Origin of the sequence: Brevibacillus sp. 7WMA2 (genome assembly GCF_010748895.1) — a bacterium.
Lineage (GTDB): Bacteria > Bacillota > Bacilli > Brevibacillales > Brevibacillaceae > Brevibacillus_B > Brevibacillus_B halotolerans.
The window spans coordinates 2890944-2911834 of record NZ_CP048799.1 but is presented as its reverse complement, the minus strand read 5'-3'; the positions used below and the strand labels follow the sequence as shown (position 1 = coordinate 2911834).

Here is a 20891-nt window from a genome sequence, read left to right as displayed (position 1 = left end):
AAATCGCTCATACTACAAAAAGCGAAGGGGGGCTTTTTTCATGAATTGGTTTTTAGGATTACTAGCTGTACTTTTTTTTCTATTGATCATAATAATGATTACCCCAATAAAAATTTTTCTTCATTATCATCGAAAACAGGAACATGATGTTTTAACCATACATATCCGAGTTTGGAAATGGATTAAAATCAATTATGAGATACCCATGATTAACCTCACCTTCAATAAAAATAACCAGCCTGAAGTAGAGGCTAAAATAAAGAAGAAGGGCGATGTTGTATCCAATACGGAAAGGAAAAAAAGTATTGATACAGAGGATGTCGATCGATGGTTGCATCGGGTTCATGAATTGGTTGAACGTGTTCAGGACTTTTACCCAATCCTCTGCCAAGCTCTTCGTCATGTGTATTGTGAAAAATTACAATGGCAAACCACAATCGGGGTAGGAGATGCAGCAGCTACCGGGACTCTGACCGGTGTCATTTTAGGAATTAAAAATATGCTGGCATCAATGCTCTCTTATTACATTTCTTTGCAGGAAATGCCTCGTATTAGCGTAGAGCCTATGTGGAATGCTACTATCATCCGAACCGAACTTTCTTGTGTTCTTTTCTTTCGGGTAGGACACGTTATTGTTGCGTTAGTTCGTATCGTAATTAAAATGAAGAAAGGGAGTGCGAGGAAATGGCAGATCACCCCATACAGGGCTTAATGAAGACCACCATGGAAAATTTAAAGCATATGGTGGACGTCAATACCATTATTGGTGATCCGGTTGAAACACCGGACGGCAGCGTTATCTTACCCATTTCTAAAGTAGGCTTTGGTTTTGCTTCTGGGGGTAGTGAATTCAAGATTGCTGGAGACTATCATCCTGATCACAGCCATCCGTTTGGTGGAGGTAGTGGTGGAGGTGTGTCTATTACTCCAGTTGCTTTTCTGGTTGTGGGTAAACAAGGTGTTCGTTCTATCCCACTGGAGAATTCGACCCATTTATACGATCGTATCCTAGATTCGCTTCCGCAAATTGTGGATAAGTTCTCAGGCATGTGTAATAGTAAGAAAAATCAAGGCGAAGAAAGCTGTTCACATACTGGAACATATACACATCAAGTGCATGAGGACCTAGGGGATTTGCTTGATAAGCAATAACATGTGGATAGTATCACTGATAAAAAAGAGCCGTTGGGGAAGTATCTCCTCAACAGCTCTTTTTTCACTGTATGATTATTGTTCTAATTCAACTAACAGATCTCCTACTTCAATACTGTCTCCTTCATTGACGTGAATAGCTTTAATTGTTCCGTCAGCAGGAGCTTGAAGGGTAGTCTCCATTTTCATTGCTTCACTTACAATTAAATTATGTCCACGGGAGATGGAATCGCCTGGTTTTACTAATACTTTCAGGATTTTACCTGGCATAGAAGCTCCAATATGGCCTGGATTTTTACGATCAGCCTTTAAGCGTACAGAGGCTGATACTTGTGCCGATAGATCACGTACTGTAATAATTCGATTTTGACCATTCAAATCAAAGTTTACTTTACGTGTTCCATCAGGTAGCACTTCTCCAATATTGTTTAGCTTAATGATTAGGGTTTTTCCTTGTTCAATCGTAACAGAGGTTTCTTCACCTAAACGCAAGCCATAGAAGAAGGTGGATGTTTCCAAATTAGACAAATCACCATATAACTTGGAGGTTTGTTCATATTGTAGGAACACTTGTGGATACATGATGTATGATAAGACTTCCAGATCATCCACCTTACGCTCCACTTTTTCTTCTACCTCTTGCTTTACTTTGTCAAAATCAATAGAGGAAAGCAATTCACCAGGTCGGCATGTAAATGCTTTTCGTCCTTTTAAAATAATTTGTTGCAGCTTTTCTGGGAAACCGCTAGGCGGCTGCCCTAGATAGCCTTGGAAGAATTGAATGACACTGTCTGGGAAATCAATTCGATCTCCTTTTTCATAAATATTTTCTTCATCCAAGTCATTTTGAACCATAAACAGAGCCATATCTCCAACTACTTTGGAAGACGGTGTTACTTTTACAATATCGCCAAACATTTTATTGACAGTGCTGTACATTTTTTTCACTTCGTCCCAGCGACCTTCTAAGCCAACAGCCTTTGCTTGCTGTTCCAAATTAGAATACTGGCCACCTGGCATTTCGTGTTGATAAACCTCAGCACTAGTGGATTTCATATCACTGGCAAATCCCTGGTACATCGGACGGACATCTTCCCAGTAGTCGGATAGCTTATTGAAGCCGTCTAGATCAAGCTTTGTATCCCGTTCAGTTCCTTCAAGTAGAGCGACAAGGGCATTGAGGCTTGGTTGAGAGGTAAGACCAGACATTGAGCTTACAGAAGCATCTACAATATCTACCCCTGCTTCAATAGCTTTAACCAGCGTAGCACCACCATTACCAGAGCTGTCATGTGTATGCAGATGGATAGGAATCCCGATCTCCTGCTTTAGAGCATGGACAAGCTGGTAAGCGGCATATGGTTTTAAGAGTCCGGCCATGTCCTTGATCGCAAGGATGTTAGCTCCTGCCTTTTCGAGCTGCTTGGCAAGCTCTACGTAATAGGATAAAGAGTATTTGGTGCGATTTGGATCAAGAATATCGCCTGTATAGCAGATGGCTGCTTCAGCGACCTTGCCTGATTCGCGTACAGAATCAATGGCTAGCTCCATGCCAGGCAGCCAGTTCAGGCTGTCGAAAATACGGAATACATCAATACCATTCTCAGCAGATGCTTTAATAAATGCCTTAACCGCATTGTCTGGATAATTGGTGTAGCCTACCGCATTTGCTCCGCGCAACAGCATTTGGAATAGGATATTGGGAATTTTTTCGCGCAATAAACGTAAGCGTTCCCAAGGTGATTCACTCAAGAAGCGCATGCTGGTATCGAATGTTGCACCGCCCCACATTTCCAAGGAGAATAAATCTCCGCCCATTTTACCCGTTGCTTCGGCAATCGCAAGCATATCATAGGTACGCACTCTTGTAGCAAATAAGGACTGATGGGCATCACGGAAGGTAGTATCTGTCAGTAACACTTTATTTTGGGCCTGAATCCATTTGGTTAAGCCTTCAACGCCTTCCAGCTCCAAAATTTGTTTTGTACCGGCTGGATAAGGCTGATCAAACGGTGTTTTTGGCACGCGAGGAGAATGAAATAGCGGCTTCTCCTCCTTAGATAGCCCAGGGTAGCCATTAACTGAGATATTTCCAATGTAATTAAGCAATCGTGTACCACGGTCCTGCACACCCGGGAATTTGAATAATTCCGGCTTCGTATCAATAAAGGATGTATTGTAATTACCGGATAAGAAATCAGGATGTGTTACCACGTTTTTCAAGAATGGTAGATTGGTTTTAACACCGCGAATCCGAAACTCTCGTAAGCTACGGAGCATTTTTCGCGAGGCTTGCTCAAATGTATTTGCATAGGTGCAAATTTTAACCAGCAGGGAGTCGTAGTATGGTGTAATGACAGCCCCAGGGTATCCGTTATTTCCATCTAAGCGTACGCCGAATCCTTCACCAGAACGCCAAGCCAGCAATTTTCCGGCATCAGGAATAAAGCCGTTTTCTGGATCTTCGGTTGTAACGCGACATTGGATGGCATAGCCGCTCATCTTAATGTCATTTTGGGAAGTAATACCGATTTGCGGATCGCTTAAATGTAAGCCCTCTGCTACTCGAATTTGGGTTTGTACGATATCGATGCCAGTAATTAACTCCGTAATCGTATGTTCTACCTGAATTCGTGGGTTTACCTCAATAAAATAGAACTTATTATCCGGTGTAAGTAAGAACTCAACGGTTCCAGCGTTCGAATAACCAGCCGTTTTCATTAAGGTTAGAGCGGACTGACAGATTTCTTCACGTAGCTCATCAGAGAGTGTTGTACTTGGTGCTACTTCAACGACTTTTTGATGTCTGCGCTGAATAGAACAATCGCGCTCAAATAAGTGGACCAGGTTACCATACTGATCTCCTATGATTTGTACTTCAATATGTTTTGGATTCTCAAGATATCGTTCCAGGTAAACCTCTGCGTTACCAAAAGAAGAGTTGGCTTCTGAACGGGCTCTTTCCAAGCCTTCCTGCAATTCCTCCGGTCCTCGAACAATTCGCATGCCTCGACCGCCGCCGCCAGATACCCCTTTGATAATGATAGGGAAACCTGCTTGGCGCGAAAACTCCAAGGCTTCATCCAACGATTCGATGGACTCTTCTGTACCTGGAATGACTGGGATACCAGCCTCAATTGCCAGTTTCCGGGCTTCTACTTTATCGCCAAATCTCTTGATTAGATTGGAAGAGGGACCAATAAAAATAATTCCTTCTTCCTTACAACGACGTGCAAACTCTTCATTTTCCGATAAAAAGCCATAACCAGGATGGATAGCATCGATATTGTGTCTTTTCGCAATCTCGATGATTCCCTCGATATCCAGATAAGCTTCAATCGGGCCTTTTCCCTCACCAATTAAGTAAGATTCATCGGCTTTGAATCGATGAAGTGAAATATTGTCTTGCTCAGAGTAAATGGCAACAGTACGGATTGATAACTCAGTAGCGGCACGGAAAATACGAATTGCAATTTCTCCGCGGTTGGCTACTAGTAGTCTTTTAATTTTTCTCTGCTCCATGATTTTTCTCCCCTATCGTAATATAAGTGGTAGGTAAACATCTCTATCATGTGCTTTCTTTCCATGATACAGAAAAACACCTGTATTTACATTATTTTTCGTACCATTTTTTCTTGCCTTTTCAGCTAATGAGACAAATTCGTGACTTTATCTACAACTATACCCAAAAAAGGGAGTTTTGAACAAAACGATAAAGAAGTTAATTGTTTGATTTGGTAAGTATGATCGGAATAACTAAATTAGAGAGGAAACCTACTTTTCTTCTCCTACGAAACATTATAAAATAGGTTAGCGTTGAACAAAAGAATCATAGATTGCACAGTTATGGTAATGATGTGAATAGGAGAATACATAATATGAAACTAATGATCGTGGTGGTGGTTACCATGTTGATTAGCTGTGTAGAAACGGTCTCTTATGCTGCGAGGCTTTCTGGTGCGCGCACAGGGAAAATTGGCGCTTCTACTTCGCTTTTCAACATATTGGTGTTATTCGCCCGGTTTGCTGTTATGAGCCAGTCCATTCTGTTGGCCTCTATGCTTGAAGCTGTTACACGCTTTAAGGATAAAATTCCACTCATGAACTACGAGGAATTAATCAACGATTTGTTACTAAATTTTCGTATTGTTCTGTTCGGAATGAGTATGGGCATTGTGCTGGGGATGTTTCTGTTGCCTACCGTTGCACGTGTGCTGGCCATTGGTACACGTAAATTGGATAAGCATGGCAGTGTTCCTAAAATTTTTCGTAGTGAAGGCATTCTGCGTCTATTTTGGAAAATGCCCTCTCAATTTTGGATTCCATCGTTTCGAAATAATTGGCAGATTATAAAAGAAACCCGCATCGGTGTTAATTTCTTTTGGATGAATGCCGTTATTTTTTCTTTTTATTCCATTGCTATCCTATCATCGCTGTATGCAGGGGTTCTTGTACCTGATCATCGCACGGTAGCAAACCAAATGGCTACGGTCATTAATGGAGTAGGAACCATTTTATTGGTTATTTTTGTTGATCCGATTTGTTCAAAGCTGCTTGATGATGTAGTTAGTGATGCACGACCTTATAGGGATCTAAAGGTTACGGTTTTTCACCTCGGTGCTGGACGGTTAGTCGGTACGGTAATTGCACAAGTTTTACTATTTCCATTTGCCTACTTGATATCACTGATTGCACCACATATTTAGTAAGAAAATAAAGAAGAGAACTGGCATGTACAATGTGGTTTGTAATGGCGCAATTCCTCTCGAAAATGGGGAATGCGCTTTTTTTGTTGTTTTATCTAGGATGAAATCTGCGGATGTACAGAGAAAATTCTGATAGACGTGAAAAAAAGCTGTAATCAGGGGAATTTTTAAAGAGTAAATAAATTCCTGCCTATGTTAGATGCTGTAAGACGGATGATAAAATTAAATTGATCTAATCCTGAAATGGACGGTGTATTCTGCATGAAACGGTTTACCGCTTCTTTTTTTTGTCCAAAATGGGGAGAGGAGGGAATCATATGGACCTGCTAAGAAGAGAGCCAGTGGAGATTTGGAGATTACTTATTCCACGAAAACAGTGGTTATTTGCTCAAGATACTGATCCGAGTGAATTTATTTTTGGCTATCGAGATAAAGTATACGTGGTTAACGAGAACGGTTCTGTGATTTCACTGCCTAGACCCCTACATATAGAGCGGATGAGCGTTGTCCAACTACTCGATTTAATGGTGATGGGTTCAGGGACATTTGATTATGATGATAATGGTATTTTTGATGTTGGCGGAGTGTTAAAGGATATGGGATATATGGCGGCTATCGGATCGGAGAAGCACGATTATCAGATAGAGATTGTTAATACACTTGATCCTGATAAGATGATTAGCATCTATGTACTAAAGGGTATAAGCTTTACTTTTGCCCTCTATCACGCTATCCTGCGATGTCATGAGTTAAATCTGAAAAGTGACGGGCTATTTGAACATGAGGTTAAAGAAATTGTAAAAATTGAACCTAGAAAATATAAACCTAAACGCTATTTACATTAAAGAATTACATTTTTAAACTTTTTGATAGTGAAAAGTTTAAAAAAAACATGTATGATAATTGTACTACATAGTTACAAAGTTAGAGGAGGGTTACCTATGTCTGCAATTGAACGTCAAGGTGTCGTTACTTTTAAAGATCAACCAGTTACACTACTAGGCCCAGAAATTAAAGTGGGAGATACAGCTCCTGAGTTTTCCGTGCTTGCAAACAACCTAAGCCCAGTTACACTGGCTGATTCCAAAGGCACGATTCGTCTGATTTCTGTAGTGCCATCCTTAGATACAGGTGTTTGCGATCAACAAACTCGCCGTTTTAATGAAGAGGCAGCTAAGCTAGACAATGTAACAATTTTGACCGTTTCTGTTGATTTGCCATTTGCGCAGGCACGTTGGTGCGGAGCGGCTGGCATTGATAAAGTTCAAACGGTATCAGATCATCGTGATCTTTCCTTCGGTTTGGCTTATGGCGTAGTTATTAAGGAACTTCGTTTATTGTCCCGTGCAGTATTCGTAGTAGATTCTAATGATAAAGTTGTTTACGTAGAATATTTACCAGCAGTAGGTCAGCATCCTAATTACGAAGCAGCAATTGAAGCGGTAAAAGCAGCAAAATAAGGAAAGAGCATTCGCGGTTTCTTTATTCATAAAGGAAATGAAAAGTCCTCTCGAATTAGAGAGGGCTTTTTTATGGTTGAAAAAGTTAAGTACAGTAAAAAAATTAGCATTTAAGAATAAAGATTTTAAATGGTTTTTTTGCATGAATAATTGATAACAATTGGTAAAATTATTGACTTTTATAGATGTGCTACCCCATAATATGGATAAAATTGTTTTTATAAAATTTAAATTTATCTCATAATTCGTTCAACTACTCATGCAAAGCAGGTGACGTATGGAGAAAAAGCAGACAGAACCTTTGCTGGAAGTCTCTAACCTAGAAGCTGGATTCCGCATTAACAAACAATTTTATAATGCGGTGGATGGTGTTTCCTTTTCGGTTGATCCTGGCAAAGTGATTTGTATCGTTGGAGAATCAGGGTGTGGAAAGAGCGTCATGTCGTTATCTATTATGGGATTGCTACCAAAGGAAACAGGAAGAGTGGCTAATGGAAGCATTCTTTTCCAAAATAAAAATTTGGTGGGACTCACAGCGGATGAATTGAATAAGATACGTGGAAAAGAGCTGGGTATGATCTTTCAGGAGCCTATGACAGCCTTAAATCCCGTGTTTACGATCGGTTTCCAAATAGAAGAGGTTTTGTTCAATCATCTGAAAATTTCGAAAAGTGAAGCGAGAACTCGTTCTGTTGAATTGCTTTCACATGTTGGAATCCCGCGACCGGAAAAACTGGTGGACCAATATCCTCATCAGCTTTCGGGAGGAATGAGGCAACGGGTCATGATCGCCATGGCGATTGCATGTCAGCCAAAGCTACTGATTGCCGATGAGCCTACTACTGCCTTAGACGTTACGATTCAAGCACAGATTTTAGAACTATTACGCGACATTCAATCGAAGAGCGGGATGTCTGTCATGCTGATTACACATGACCTAGGAGTAGTAGCCGAAATGGCAGATGAAGTAATGGTCATGTATGCCGGTAAAATTGTGGAGCAAGGCAGTGTGGACCAAATTTTCTATGAGCCGAAGCATCCATACCTACAGCTCTTGTTGGAATCTATTCCAAAGCTCGATGAAGACAAAGACCGACTGTATTCCATAAAGGGGATAGTGCCGTCGCTGGTCAACATGCCAAGGACAGGATGCAGATTCGCTTCCCGATGTCCAATGGTCATGCCAGAGTGTACCGCGGTTTCGCCAGAGCTAGGCGATATTGGTGATTCACATAAAGTCCGTTGCCTACTTTACCCCCAAAGCCAACCTAACGAAATTGCGGAGGCGTCGCTATGAACCAAACCACTGCTGATACAAAAAGCAAGACGTTGTTAGAAGTTAAGAACCTTAAAAAGTATTATCCCATCACAGGCGGGTTATTTAAACGAAAAATTGGAGAAGTGAAGGCAGTCGACGATATTTCCTTTGTCCTAAGAGATGGAGAAACACTGGGACTGGTAGGGGAATCTGGCTGTGGAAAATCGACAGCAGGACGAACCATTTTGCGGTTAACCGATCCGACAGCAGGGAGCATTCACTTTGATAATAAGGATATTACAAGCATGAAAGGCAAACCGCTATGGGATACTCGTCAGCATATGCAGATGGTTTTTCAAGACCCCTATGCTTCCCTAAATCCTAAGATGATGGTAGGACATCTGGTAGCTGAACCAATCCGAAATTACACCAATCGACTGGAAAAAGATATAAAAACTGAAGTAATGGAACTGCTTATACGTGTTGGGTTACCAGAAGAGGCTTATTATAAATACCCTCACGAATTCTCTGGTGGTCAACGTCAACGGGTTGGCATTGCAAGAGCATTAGCACTAAAGCCTAAATTAATATTGGCAGACGAGCCTGTTTCGGCTTTGGATGTATCAGTCCAATCGCAGGTCTTGAATCTTTTGCAGGATTTGCAGGAGGAATTTAAATTATCCTATTTGTTTATCGCTCATAACTTAAGCGTTGTTAAGCATATTAGTGATCGGATAGGGGTTATGTATCTCGGGCGGTTGGTTGAAATAACCGATAAGCATAGCCTGTATAAAGAGCCATTGCATCCGTACACACAAGCGCTACTATCTACCATTCCTGTACCAGATCCACGAGCTAGATTCAATCGCGAGCGAATTATTTTACAAGGGGATGTTCCTTCACCAGAGAAGCCGCCTAGTGGCTGTGCGTTTCATCTTCGCTGTCCATACGTGAAGCAGGAGTGTAAAGAGATAAAACCAAGCTTAAAGGAGGTGAGTGAAGGACATCAGGTTGCTTGCCATTTATATTAGTCAGCTAACTTTAATCAAAATATAGTAAGGGGGATTTATTACATGAAAAAGAAAAATATGATGGTCCTATCAGCTCTTTTAGCTTTATCGATGGGCGTAGTAGGCTGTTCTAAGCCGGCTAATACAACACAAACCAAATCAACTGAGCCAACACAAGCAACTGCCACTGAACAGCAGCCTAAGGATGGTGGAAAAATTGTCTATGCTTATGAAAGTCCGTTTCAAGGCTTATTGGATCGTGGCTTTTATGAAGGAGATGACGACGATCGCATCCTGCGCTTTATGACAGACTCCTTGCTGGATACAGGAGATGATTTAAAAACCTATGCGAAAATCGCTTCTTGGAAAGAAAGTCCCGACCATTTAACCTATACGTTTACCTTTAAAAAGGGGGTAAAATGGCACAATGGTGATGAGTTAACGGTAGAGGACTGGTTATATGCCTTTGAGGTAATCGGGCATAAGGATTATAAAGGCTCACGCTATTCTAACGTAAAAATGATTGAAGGAATGGATGAATACAATAAAGGAACTGCAAAAACCATTTCCGGTGTAAAAATTATTGACCCGTATAATATTGAAATCAAACTGAAAAAGCCGATGGTGAATTTCTTAGATAATATTTGGTCGAATCCAATGCCCAAAAAATATTATGCAGGCATTTCTGTAAAAGACCTCCCAAATTCTCCAAAAGTTCGTCAGCAGCCGATCGGACTTGGACCCTTTAAAGTGAAAAAAATTCAACCAGGTGAGTTTGTTGAATTAGAACGCTTTGATGATTACTGGCAAGGCAAACCTCATTTGGATGGGATTATATATAAAATTATTGATGGAAAATTAGCAAATAGCTTGTTGAAAAAAGGCGAAGTTGACATTATGGCAATTCCGCGTTCCCAGGTTAAAGAGATAGAAAAAAATGATAATTTGATATTGAAGGAACAGGATGAGCTTGCGTATAGCTATATTGGATTTAAGCTAGGTCACTGGGATGAAAAGCAAAGGAAAAATGTAATGGATAATCCGAAATTTGCTGATAAGCGGCTACGTCAAGCAATGGCCTATGCACTAGACCGTAAGGCGTTGGCTGAGGCGTTTGAAAATGGCAAGGCTGAACCGCTTAACTCACCAATGCCACCTGTAAGCTGGGCAAAGGTTCCGGCTGATCAAATTAATGCGTACGAATATAATCCTGAGAAAGCAAAGCAATTGCTTGATGAGGCTGGATATAAAGATAGTAATGGGGACGGATTCCGTGAAGATCCTCAAGGTAAGAAATTCACAATTAACTATGATGCGATGACACGTGATGAGACTGCTGAGCCTCGGGCACAAGCAGTCATGCAATTCTGGAAAGAGGTAGGATTGGATGCAAAACTAAATGGTGGAGCATTAAAAGAATTTAACCTATTTTATCGAACAGTCGAAAAAGATGAGCCAAGTGTTGAGGTGTTTGCCGGAGCTTGGTCGTTAGCAAATGATCCTGATCCAACAGGCTTATGGAAAACAGATGATCTCTGGAATTTCCCTCGATGGGTAAATCCAGAATCAGATAAATTGATTGAAGAAGGAATCAGTGAGAAAGCTTTTGATGAAAATTATCGCAAAGAGGTTTATTATAAGTGGCAAAAATTGGTTAACGAAGAAGTGCCGATGATTATCATGCACGCTCGAAAGGATATTACTGCAGTCAACAAACGTTTACAAGGTGTTCGCACCAACTCCTTTACGAATCAAATAGATACTCATAAATGGTGGGTTACCAACTAAAACAGCTGTAGAACAAGGGGAGTGTACGAATGGTTGCGTTTGCGCTGCGGAGATTTTTAACCATGATTCCAATTCTGATTCTGATCTCCATTGCGGTGTTCACCCTGGCAAAATTAATGCCAGGGGACGCCCTTTCGGGGAAGATTGACCCTAATAATGCCAATCCCGAGTATATAGCCAAAATGCGAGAATCGCTAGGATTTAACGATCCCATTCCCGTTCAATATGGCCGTTGGGTTAGTGGTTTTTTATGGGGAGATTTAGGTGACTCGTTTAATCATAAAATGCCAGTTACTCAACTGATTGGCGAGCGGTTACCGAATACTATTTTCTTAATGAGCATGTCTTTGGTGTTTACTTATCTGGGTGCTTTGGTGATGGGGATGATTGCAGCCCGGCGTCGATTTACGTGGATCGATAATATCATTGTGACGCTAAATTATATTGGATATGCCATTCCATCGTTCTTTGCAGCTATTGTATGCATCTATGTGTTTGCTATTTTATTGGGGTGGGTGCCTGCGAGCGGTTCTATCGGTGTGGATGTCGAGCAGGGAAGCTTATCTTACTATTTGAGTAAAGTAGGGCATACGATTCTGCCCGCTGCTGTGCTTGGTCTATTTAATACAGCCGCCTACACTCAATTTTTGCGCAACGACATTATTGAAGGCAGCAGTAAGGATTATGTACGTACGGCTATGGCAAAGGGTACGGGTGAATCTGCTATTTATAACAAGCATATTTTGCGTAATTCTCTTATCCCGATGGTAACATTTCTAGGACTTGATATCGGTAACCTGCTCGGGGGAGCGGTAATAGTCGAGACCATCTTTACCTATCCTGGACTGGGACAACTCTTTATCAACTCCATTAACAACCGAGATTATTCTGTCGTTATGTCGATCACGATGCTGTTAACCTTTATGGCGCTATTAGGTAATCTGATTGCAGATTGGTTATACAGTGTTGTTGATCCACGGATACGATTGAAATAGGGAGGAAAGAGATATGGAACCCGTTATTACACCCAACAGTCCAGAAGCTTCTGCTCATCAAGGGAAGCGTCGGGGAACTTCACCATGGGCGATCGGAATGCGCAAATTTGCAAAAAATAAGCTAGCAATCGCTAGTATTATTTTCTTAGCAGTGATCTTTCTGATCTGTTTTTCAGCAGATTTTTTAACTCAGTATGATCCCATAAAAATTGATATCCGCAATATAAACCAAGCCCCTAGTTCTGAGCATTGGTTAGGGACAGATAAGGGGGGACGTGATGTTTATACACGACTTTTATATGGCGGACAAATTTCGCTGACAATTGGTCTTTCCATTACGTTATTTGTCGTTGTCTTCGGTACTCTGATAGGGTCTGTGGCTGGTTATTTTGGCGGATTGGTAGATAATTTATTGATGCGTTTTACGGATTTTATTATTACATTTCCGTTTCTCATTTTTGTTATTGTATTGAACTCAGTCTTTACGGCCTCGGGTGTACTAACACTTATTACAGTAGTCAGTGTACTTAGCTGGGGCTCTACTGCGAGGATGGTACGGGGTAAGATTTTAGCGGAAAAAGAGAATGAATATGTGCATAGCGCTATCTCAATTGGATGTACGCCTGCACAGGTTATTATCAAGCATATTTTACCTAATGTGATCTCCACTATCATTGTACAGGGGGTTTATTTGTTGGCTTCCATGATCGTAGTAGAGACAGGACTTAGCTTTTTAGGCTTTGGTGTTCCTTCTAACGTACCGTCTTGGGGGAATATCATGTCAGATGCAGTCTCTCCGGAAGTCATTGAACAACAATGGTGGATTTGGCTGCCAGCAGGTGCTTGTATTACATTGACAATTTTAGCGATTAACTTCGTAGGAGAGGGCTTGAAGGACGCTTTTAATCCAAAATCTCTGCGTTAGCCTAAAATAAAAATTTCTTCGGATGAAGCCTTTCTCACTTTGTTCTCTCTAGAGGACGCAGAGTGAGAAGGGCTTTTGTGCTATACTAACGGTAATCATTTCTCAGAGCGAGGATACAAATATGAAAGAGCTGTTATTACGTTTTCATGCAAGCGAGCAACAAGCAGGGCGCAGTTTACGAGAGGTCCTACAAAAAGACTATGAGATATCTCGCAAGCTGTTGATCCGGGCTAAATTCAGCGGTGAGATTCAGATAAATGGAGTACTTGCTTTTGTAACACGAATTGTAGAAGCAGGAGATATTATTACAATCTGGATGGATGAGGAAGAATCTGAAAACCTTGAGCCTGAGGCAATGGATTTACAGATCCGATATGAGGACGAGGATGTTTTGGTACTAGCAAAGCCTCCTGGAATAGTAGTCCATCCAACTGGCATGCATGTGACAGGAACCTTGGCAAATGGTGTCATCCATTACTGGCAGCAAAAGGGAGAGCGTCGTAAATTTCGTCCAGTGAGCCGATTGGATAAGGATACGACTGGGCTAATTATTATTGCTAAAAATCAGTGGGCCCATGATCGGTTCTCACGTATGCAGAAAAATCGAAGCCTAAAAAGACGTTACCAAGCCCTCGTTCATGGACGTGTAACCCCGCAAAGTGGAGTAATCGACGCACCTATTGGCCGCAAAGAGGAATCCATTATAGAGCGTGAGGTTCGCCCTGATGGACAGCAGGCGGTGACACATTATCAGGTGTTGAAAAGCACAGATGATCTAAGTCATATTCAGCTACAATTAGAAACAGGACGAACCCATCAGATACGTGTCCATATGAGTTATTTAGGTTATCCATTGCTTGGAGATGATCTATACGGAGGAATGCGTGAGCTTATTGGCAGACAAGCGTTACATGCCTTTGAGCTACGCTTTCAACATCCGCGTACTGGTGAGGAAATATGTCTAACAGAGCCACTTCCAGAAGATATGCAGAAAATCGTAGAATGTTCAGAATAGTTCTAGTCAAAATGATTCATTTGCTTTATTATGGAAGAAGGAGGGGAAGGGATCATGACAAATGTGCCCCTGCCTCGTTATACAGATGATGCTTATATTTTAGCCACAGGATTTGCCCAACTGCCTAAGGGAACACCTTTGACAGATAGCCAAAAGATGTTTGCCTGTTCTTTAGTGATGGATAGTCGAACAGACCTTGTGGTTGATGCATCATTTACTTTTTTAATGGGGTTAAATGAAGAATTTATTCGGGGCTTGGTGATCGGTGCATCCCTGCCAGCAGAATGGGAAAAGCTGCAGGCAACCATTCGTAAGCGTGCTTTGGTACCGACACAGGGAACAGTGCTTCAAGCTCTCCGCTCTGCATTGGATCGATATTTGGAAGGTAAACAGCAGGTCTAAGTTATCTTAGTAGTTAAAAAGATAGCAGAGTGACACTGGGTGTTTATGGGGGATAATCTTAAAAAGATTTTTCTCGGTCAAGTAAACATAAGCCAGTTGTTCATACTGCCATACAATAAGTGACTTGAAAGGAGTATTCCTTTTGGTTTTTTTGTGTGGCTTTATGTGCAACTGGTTTTTTTGTTTATGGAAAAAAGCGGGAGGTGAAGTCGTGAAGCTAGTTAGCTATCAACGAAAAAAAGAGATCACAACGGTAGAAAATCAGGTCGAATGGCGGGCTGGCTTGTATGTGGGGAAGAAAGTTATGGACATAGCTGATACAGTGGAGGGGGCTCCATCAACCATGCAGGGATTATTAAATGAATGGGACATATGGTACCCATGTTTACTTGAACAACAGATAGCCGAGCATGAAGAGATGATTCCTTTGGAAGAGATACAGTTAGGTGCTCCTATTCCCCGCCCCCCCAGCTTTCGAGACTTTTATGCATTTGAGCAGCATGTAAAGACGTGTCGAAAGCGTAGGGGTCTTGAAATGGTTCCAGAGTGGTATCAGTTACCTGTCTTTTATTTTTCAAATCCAGCCGCATTTATCGGAACAGAAGCCAATATCACTAAGCCTAAGCAAACAAAGTCTCTTGACTACGAATTAGAGATTGCCTGTGTCATTAGTAAAAAAGGGATAGATATCCCCATAGAAAGGGCAGATGAGTATATTGCCGGCTTTATGATTCTAAATGACTGGAGTGCGCGTGACATTCAACGTGAGGAAGTGAAAGTGGGACTTGGACCTGCTAAGGCTAAGGATTTTGCAACCTCTACAGGCCCCTGGTTGGTTACTGCTGATGAGCTAGGCGGTCGTATGATTCCCTCCTCAAATGGAAATCGTTATGATTTGCAAATGACAGCAAGGATAAATGGCAAGCAATACTCGCGCGGAAATTTTGTAGATATCTATTATACATTTGCTCAAATGATTGCGCGTGCTTCCGAAGCTTGTTTTTTGTACCCTGGAGATGTTATTGGCTCCGGTACAGTAGGCAGCGGATGCTTATTAGAATTAGGTGGTGGAGAACAATACAATTGGCTACAGCCAGGAGATGTTGTTGAATTGGAGATCGATCATCTAGGTACTCTGCGAAATACTATTATAGGAGCATAAGGGAGGAATGTTTCATGCCATTTTACGTAAAAATGGGCGAAGTGCCGCAAAAACGCCATACCACATTTTTTAAGCCAAATGGTGAGCTGTACCGTGAGCAACTGATGGGCACAAAAGGTTTTTCTGGGATTCAATCCATTTTGTATCATCACAACCCTCCAACACAAGTGACGGAAGTAAAAAAAATAGCTACAATTGATATGCAATATGTGGAACGCGAGGAGTTACGTCACCAGCACTTTCTGAGCTTCGATGCACCACAAGGGGGAGACCCTATATTAGGCCGTCGCTACTTATTGGGAAATGATGATGTGGTAATGGCTGTTTGTTCGCCAACTGAGGAAATGGACTATTATTATCGTAACTCGGAAGGAGACGAGGTCGTCTTCGTTCATAAGGGCGAGGGAGAGCTTCAAACCATCTTTGGTACCATTACGTATCGACCGGGTGATTATTTAGTTATCCCGATTGGTACGACTTATCGAATTGTACCCTCAACGGAGGATACGCGTTTTCTTGTGATTGAATCTCAAAATGAAATTGTTCCGCCTAAGCGTTATCGAAACGAGCACGGTCAATTGTTGGAACATTCGCCGTTTTGCGAGCGGGATATACGATTGCCGGAACGATTGGAAACACTTGTGGAGGAAGGGAGCTTTGAAGTTCGAGTCAAACAAAATCACACATTATATAGCTATACATTTGATTTTCATCCGTTTGATGTGGTTGGATGGGATGGCTATTTATTCCCCTATGCGCTGAGTATTCATGATTTTGAACCGATAACGGGCCGCGTGCATCAGCCACCTCCAGTTCATCAGACATTTGCTGGTCAGAATTTTGTGATTTGTTCCTTTGTCCCTCGTTTATATGACTATCATCCGGAGGCTATTCCAGCACCGTATTACCACAGTAACGTAGAGAGCGATGAAGTTCTGTATTATGTGGATGGCAACTTTATGAGTCGCAAAGGTGTAGTAGAAGGCTCCATAACTCTGCACCCTATGGGTATTCCACATGGACCGCATCCAGGTAAGATCGAGGCAAGCATTGGTAAAAAAGAGACGAAGGAATTAGCGGTCATGCTAGATACTTTCCGTCCGTTAAAAGCAACAAGGCAGGCGCTCGCACTAGAAGATACAGCTTATATGTATAGCTGGCTACCTGTAAAGAAATAGGGGAAAAAGGAGGCATGGCGTGTGGAGCTACGAATAAGCGAGTTAGAGAGACAGGAAAAATATAAATTACTGATAGGTGGCATCATTCCGCGTCCGATTGCCTGGGTTACATCGCATAATCCAGCAGGTGTGGTAAATGCAGCCCCATTTAGTTATTTTAATGTTGCTTGCATTGACCCGATGATGATTTCCATAGCGGTTTCGCGAAAACCAGGGCAGGTGATGAAGGATACAGCTCGGAATATCTCGGAAACAAAGGAATTTGTCGTGAACACAGTAGATGTGCATAATGTTGCGTTGGTAAATGAAACCTCAGCCGACTTTCCAGCGGATCAAAGCGAGGTAGAGGCGCTAGGACTTGATCTGACTCCTTCTCAAGCAATCAAAGTACCAAGGTTAGCGTTATCTCGCATTCATTTTGAATGTAAGCTACATCAGATTGTTACATTAGGTGAGCCTGCCGCTTCCGATTTAATCATTGGCGAGGCTGTACATGTGCATATAGATGATTCTATGTACTTTAACGGAAAAATTGATGCTGAAAAATTTGCTCCTGTTAGCCGTTTAGCTGGGCATACGTACGCCACGTTAGGCGAATTGTTTGATCATCCTCGACCTGTATACGATCCTAAAAAATATTGATAAATAGGAAAAAGGCACCCTCTGATTGTGAGGATGCCTTTTGTATTATTTGAGTTTAATGCCTGCTAGCCATTTTTCTACTATTTCTGGGTGAGCGTCAACCCATTCCTTGGCAGCATCATCGGGCTCGACACCTTCCTGAATACGAACCATTACTTGCGCCATATCTTCTGGAGTCCATTTAAACTGGCGCAGGAATTGATAAGCATCTGGTAAGTCCTCTTGCAATCCTAAGCGGACGATCGTGTGGATTTGTTCGTCTTCTCCAAATGATTTTTGAGGATCGTCAAGATACTTTAATTTCATTTTGGCGAACATCCAATGTGGTGTCCAGCCTGTAACAACAATTGGCTTTTGCTGGCTGTAGGCTTTTTGTAGCTCAGTAGCCATTGCCGCGGATGAAGCCTCCATCAAAGTCCAGTCTGTTAGATGATAATCCTGTAGCATTTTAGTAGCTGCTGACATCAGACCAGCTCCAGGCTCAATCCCAATAATTGTTGCTTTCGTAGCATCTTTTATATCAGAACGTCTTAAGTCATCAATAGACGTGATATTCATATATTCTGGAACAACCAAACCAAGTCGTGTACCTTCTAAATTTGCCCCTAGGTCTTCTACTTGATCTTTGTTTTTAGCGTAGAAGCTAGCATGCGTTTTCGGTAGCCAAGCAGCAACAAGGGCATCAGCGCTCTTGGTGGCAACGCCTGTCCACATTGGACCTGCTTCGACCTGTAACATATTAACCTGATAACCTAACTTTTGTTCTAACACTTGTTTTACTACATGCGTACTAGCAATTTCAGAATCCCATGCTACATAGGAAAGGGTAATGTTTTTGGCAGTGCCACCATTACCAGCAACACCATTTACGATACTAGAAATAATTAAAATGGCGATTGAGGCTAAAATGAAAGGTCTACGATATTTTATCGCAGGCTTTGCAGATTTCTTCTCTTGTCCTTTAATGAGCGTTTGGGTAAATCGATCCAAAATGATCGCTAGAATAACAACAGCAATCCCGGCTTCAAAGCCTACGCCGGTTTTTGTTTGCGTAACGGCACGGTAAACATCTGAACCTAAGCCTTGTGCCCCGATCATGGATGAAATAACAACCATCGACAGCGATAGCATAATCGTCTGGTTAATCCCAGCCATAATGGAAGGGATGGCTAATGGCAATTGCAGCTTGATTAATTTTTGCATCGGTGTAGAACCAAATGCATCTGCTGCCTCTACTAAATCCTCAGGTACTTGTCGAATCCCTAAATTTGTTAGTCGAATAGTTGGAGGAATCGCAAAGATAACAGAAGCAATAACACCTGGTACCACGCCGAGTGAGAAGAACGTAACCGCTGGCAGCAGATATACGAATGCTGGCATGGTCTGCATGAAATCTAAAATGGGTGTGACAATGCTTTGAGCCGTATTTTTCTTTGCGCACCAAATCCCAATCGGCACCCCAAGAAGAATGGAAATCATGGCCGCCGTTAGGACCTGGGCTAAAGTCATCATTGTTTGTGGCCAATAGCCAAGGTTGTATATGAGGAGTAAGCCCAATAAAGAAAAGAGAGCCATTCTCCAGCGTGCTACAAAATAAATGATCAGGGAGAACAACACGATAAAGAGCAGAGCAGGAATATTCATAAATAGCCACTCAAAACCGCTAACCAACCCGCCGATAATAGCACTAATTACTGCAAATAAAGGACCAAAGGAAGCATCAAACCACGCTTCTAATGATTCAATCCATGAACCTAAAGGAATTTTAAACATATTCATTATACTGTTTCACCGCCTTCTGTGTTGCCGGAGAGTGCGGCTAGTACGGCTCCGCGGATGATAATTCCCTGCAAGCGATTTCCCCCATCTACTACTGCTACAGGAACTCGGGTAGAGCTTACGATATCAAATAGTTCATTGAGCACTGTATCGGGGGAGACAGTAGGAACCTCTTCCTTTATTAGAATATCTGCCAGCTTTTTCCCCTCTTTAACTGCCTGAACGGCATCATCAGCAGTAATGGCCCCAAGTAAACGTTTGTGGGTGTCTACTACATATAAAGTCGATACCCCGCGTTCTTGCATAAATTGCAAAGCAACACGTGGTCCGCGTTCCAAGGTAATCGTTTCAGGGCGTTTCATAACTTGAGTAGCTGTAAGTACCTTGGACAGGTCTACGTCCTCTACAAAGCGTTCTACATATTTATTAGCCGGGTTGGTCAAAATTTCTTCCGGTGTTCCAACCTGGACGACATTTCCATCCTTCATTAAGGCAATACGGTCACCAATCCGTAATGCTTCATCCAAATCATGCGTGATAAAAATAATGGTTTTTTTCATTTTTGTTTGTAATTCTAAGAGCTCATCTTGCATCTCTTTGCGTATCAAAGGATCAAGAGCACTAAACGCTTCGTCCATCAACAAAACATCAGGATCATTGGCTAAACCGCGAGCAAGACCGACACGTTGCTGCATACCGCCGCTAAGCTGATCAGGTAAGGAGTTTTCCCAGCCTTTTAAACCAACCAATTCAAGCGATTTCATTGCTTGTTCTTGTCTTTTTGCTTTAGGTATTCCCGATACTTCTAAACCATACTCTACATTTTCTAAAACTGTACGATGTGGAAAGAGAGCAAATTTTTGGAAAACCATTGTAATATTTTTACGTCGAACTTCGCGAAGATCTTCTTGATTTAAGGATACGATGTCCTTTCCATTAATAAACACATGGCCATCTGTCGGCTCAATTAGACGATTCAATAGTCGCACTAATGTGGATTTACCGCTACCCGACAGCCCCATTATAACGAATATTTCTCCGGCCTCTATCGAAAAAGAAGCTTGATTTACCCCAACCGTCATTTTTGTCTCTTTGAAGATTTTTTCTTTTGTCCAGCCCTCTTTGAGCAGGGGGATGGCTTTTTTTGGATCACGGCCAAATACTTTTGTTAAATTTTTGACTTCAATAATTGGCATGAAGACACTCCCTTCTTCTGGTAATTCCTTTCTTTTGCTCCCAGAGAAAACGTTCAATTTTGTAACGAAACGCTCCGGTAAGTGTATGAAAAATGTATGAACAAGAGCAAACAGGAAATAACTTGATCAAGTACGTACAGAAAAAACTTTACGCACTTTATGTACAGTATACTCCATTTTTCGTAAAATTTCACCTATACCCAGTCCTTTACTAGGGTATGGT

General features: G+C 41.8%; 18 protein-coding genes. 15 read left to right on the top strand and 3 right to left on the bottom strand.

What is annotated here, in order from left to right; genetic code table 11:
* The first annotated feature begins 40 nt into the window (after positions 1-40).
* Positions 41-712 carry a DUF2953 domain-containing protein gene (locus GOP56_RS11905; RefSeq protein ID WP_163245705.1) on the top strand — a complete coding sequence of 224 codons (672 nt, stop codon included), beginning with the start codon at positions 41-43 and terminating at the stop codon, positions 710-712.
* Positions 685-1152 (top strand): GerW family sporulation protein, encoded by a 468-nt coding sequence (gene ytfJ / locus GOP56_RS11900; protein WP_163245704.1) that lies wholly within the window; start codon positions 685-687, stop codon positions 1150-1152. The genes GOP56_RS11905 and ytfJ overlap by 28 nt, the downstream gene beginning before the upstream one ends.
* A gap of 75 nt (positions 1153-1227) precedes the next feature.
* Here the strand turns inward: ytfJ and pyc are convergent, their stop codons facing one another.
* Positions 1228-4674, bottom strand: coding sequence for a pyruvate carboxylase (gene pyc / locus GOP56_RS11895; protein WP_163245703.1), 3447 nt, complete (start codon positions 4672-4674; stop codon positions 1228-1230).
* A gap of 356 nt (positions 4675-5030) precedes the next feature.
* Between pyc and GOP56_RS11890 the strand changes: the two genes are divergently transcribed.
* From GOP56_RS11890 to GOP56_RS11830, 13 genes are all read left to right on the top strand, one after another.
* Positions 5031-5858, top strand: coding sequence for a lipid II flippase family protein (locus GOP56_RS11890; protein WP_022586471.1), 828 nt, complete (start codon positions 5031-5033; stop codon positions 5856-5858).
* A 317-nt stretch (positions 5859-6175) separates the two neighbouring features.
* Positions 6176-6703 carry a hypothetical protein gene (locus GOP56_RS11885; protein ID WP_003338684.1) on the top strand — a complete coding sequence of 176 codons (528 nt, stop codon included), beginning with the start codon at positions 6176-6178 and terminating at the stop codon, positions 6701-6703.
* A gap of 96 nt (positions 6704-6799) precedes the next feature.
* Entirely contained in the window at positions 6800-7318 is a 519-nt protein-coding gene (tpx, locus tag GOP56_RS11880; protein WP_003338685.1) for a thiol peroxidase, read from the top strand.
* Between the two features lie 277 nt (positions 7319-7595).
* On the top strand, positions 7596-8615 hold the full coding sequence (locus GOP56_RS11875; RefSeq protein ID WP_003340145.1) for an ABC transporter ATP-binding protein: 1020 nt from the start codon (positions 7596-7598) through the stop codon (positions 8613-8615).
* Positions 8612-9607, top strand: a complete 996-nt coding sequence (locus GOP56_RS11870) for an ABC transporter ATP-binding protein (RefSeq protein ID WP_163245702.1) — start codon at positions 8612-8614, stop codon at positions 9605-9607. The genes GOP56_RS11875 and GOP56_RS11870 overlap by 4 nt, the downstream gene beginning before the upstream one ends.
* Positions 9608-9649: 42 nt before the next feature.
* Entirely contained in the window at positions 9650-11374 is a 1725-nt protein-coding gene (opp4A, locus tag GOP56_RS11865) for an oligopeptide ABC transporter substrate-binding protein (RefSeq protein WP_068793643.1), read from the top strand.
* Positions 11375-11403: 29 nt separating this feature from the next.
* A complete protein-coding gene (opp4B, locus tag GOP56_RS11860) occupies positions 11404-12369 on the top strand; it encodes an oligopeptide ABC transporter permease (RefSeq protein ID WP_003338690.1) in 966 nt (321 codons plus the stop codon).
* A 13-nt stretch (positions 12370-12382) separates the two neighbouring features.
* A complete protein-coding gene (opp4C, locus tag GOP56_RS11855; RefSeq protein ID WP_163245701.1) occupies positions 12383-13294 on the top strand; it encodes an oligopeptide ABC transporter permease in 912 nt (303 codons plus the stop codon).
* Between the two features lie 121 nt (positions 13295-13415).
* Positions 13416-14309, top strand: coding sequence for an RluA family pseudouridine synthase (locus GOP56_RS11850; protein ID WP_163245700.1), 894 nt, complete (start codon positions 13416-13418; stop codon positions 14307-14309).
* Positions 14310-14363: 54 nt separating this feature from the next.
* The gene (locus GOP56_RS11845; protein WP_163245699.1) at positions 14364-14711 is read left to right on the top strand and encodes a DUF3870 domain-containing protein; all 348 of its coding nucleotides are present in this window, start codon (positions 14364-14366) and stop codon (positions 14709-14711) included.
* Between the two features lie 211 nt (positions 14712-14922).
* Complete coding sequence (locus GOP56_RS11840) at positions 14923-15873, top strand: fumarylacetoacetate hydrolase family protein (RefSeq protein WP_163245698.1); 951 nt, start codon at positions 14923-14925, stop codon at positions 15871-15873.
* Positions 15874-15887: 14 nt separating this feature from the next.
* Positions 15888-17051: a homogentisate 1,2-dioxygenase gene (locus tag GOP56_RS11835; protein ID WP_163245697.1), complete on the top strand. Its 1164-nt coding sequence runs from the start codon at positions 15888-15890 to the stop codon at positions 17049-17051.
* A 21-nt stretch (positions 17052-17072) separates the two neighbouring features.
* The gene (locus GOP56_RS11830; RefSeq protein ID WP_163245696.1) at positions 17073-17693 is read left to right on the top strand and encodes a flavin reductase family protein; all 621 of its coding nucleotides are present in this window, start codon (positions 17073-17075) and stop codon (positions 17691-17693) included.
* A 45-nt stretch (positions 17694-17738) separates the two neighbouring features.
* Here GOP56_RS11830 and GOP56_RS24260 read toward each other — a convergent pair whose 3' ends face one another.
* A complete protein-coding gene (locus tag GOP56_RS24260; RefSeq protein ID WP_163245695.1) occupies positions 17739-19472 on the bottom strand; it encodes an ABC transporter permease/substrate binding protein in 1734 nt (577 codons plus the stop codon).
* Positions 19472-20668, bottom strand: coding sequence for a quaternary amine ABC transporter ATP-binding protein (locus tag GOP56_RS11820; RefSeq protein ID WP_003340128.1), 1197 nt, complete (start codon positions 20666-20668; stop codon positions 19472-19474). Before GOP56_RS11820 ends, GOP56_RS24260 begins: the two co-directional genes overlap by 1 nt.
* Between the last annotated feature and the right edge of the window lie 223 nt (positions 20669-20891).

Coding starts and splice junctions, on each gene's coding strand:
- GOP56_RS11820 (WP_003340128.1), bottom strand. CDS start 20,668: ATGCCAATTATTGAAGTCAAAAATTTAACAAAAGTATTTGGCCGTGAT.
- GOP56_RS11845 (WP_163245699.1), top strand. CDS start 14,364: ATGACAAATGTGCCCCTGCCTCGTTATACAGATGATGCTTATATTTTA.
- GOP56_RS11875 (WP_003340145.1), top strand. CDS start 7,596: ATGGAGAAAAAGCAGACAGAACCTTTGCTGGAAGTCTCTAACCTAGAA.
- pyc (WP_163245703.1), bottom strand. CDS start 4,674: ATGGAGCAGAGAAAAATTAAAAGACTACTAGTAGCCAACCGCGGAGAA.
- opp4C (WP_163245701.1), top strand. CDS start 12,383: ATGGAACCCGTTATTACACCCAACAGTCCAGAAGCTTCTGCTCATCAA.
- GOP56_RS11885 (WP_003338684.1), top strand. CDS start 6,176: ATGGACCTGCTAAGAAGAGAGCCAGTGGAGATTTGGAGATTACTTATT.
- opp4B (WP_003338690.1), top strand. CDS start 11,404: ATGGTTGCGTTTGCGCTGCGGAGATTTTTAACCATGATTCCAATTCTG.
- GOP56_RS11850 (WP_163245700.1), top strand. CDS start 13,416: ATGAAAGAGCTGTTATTACGTTTTCATGCAAGCGAGCAACAAGCAGGG.
- ytfJ (WP_163245704.1), top strand. CDS start 685: ATGGCAGATCACCCCATACAGGGCTTAATGAAGACCACCATGGAAAAT.
- GOP56_RS11890 (WP_022586471.1), top strand. CDS start 5,031: ATGAAACTAATGATCGTGGTGGTGGTTACCATGTTGATTAGCTGTGTA.
- tpx (WP_003338685.1), top strand. CDS start 6,800: ATGTCTGCAATTGAACGTCAAGGTGTCGTTACTTTTAAAGATCAACCA.
- GOP56_RS11835 (WP_163245697.1), top strand. CDS start 15,888: ATGCCATTTTACGTAAAAATGGGCGAAGTGCCGCAAAAACGCCATACC.
- GOP56_RS11870 (WP_163245702.1), top strand. CDS start 8,612: ATGAACCAAACCACTGCTGATACAAAAAGCAAGACGTTGTTAGAAGTT.
- GOP56_RS24260 (WP_163245695.1), bottom strand. CDS start 19,472: ATGAATATGTTTAAAATTCCTTTAGGTTCATGGATTGAATCATTAGAA.
- opp4A (WP_068793643.1), top strand. CDS start 9,650: ATGAAAAAGAAAAATATGATGGTCCTATCAGCTCTTTTAGCTTTATCG.
- GOP56_RS11905 (WP_163245705.1), top strand. CDS start 41: ATGAATTGGTTTTTAGGATTACTAGCTGTACTTTTTTTTCTATTGATC.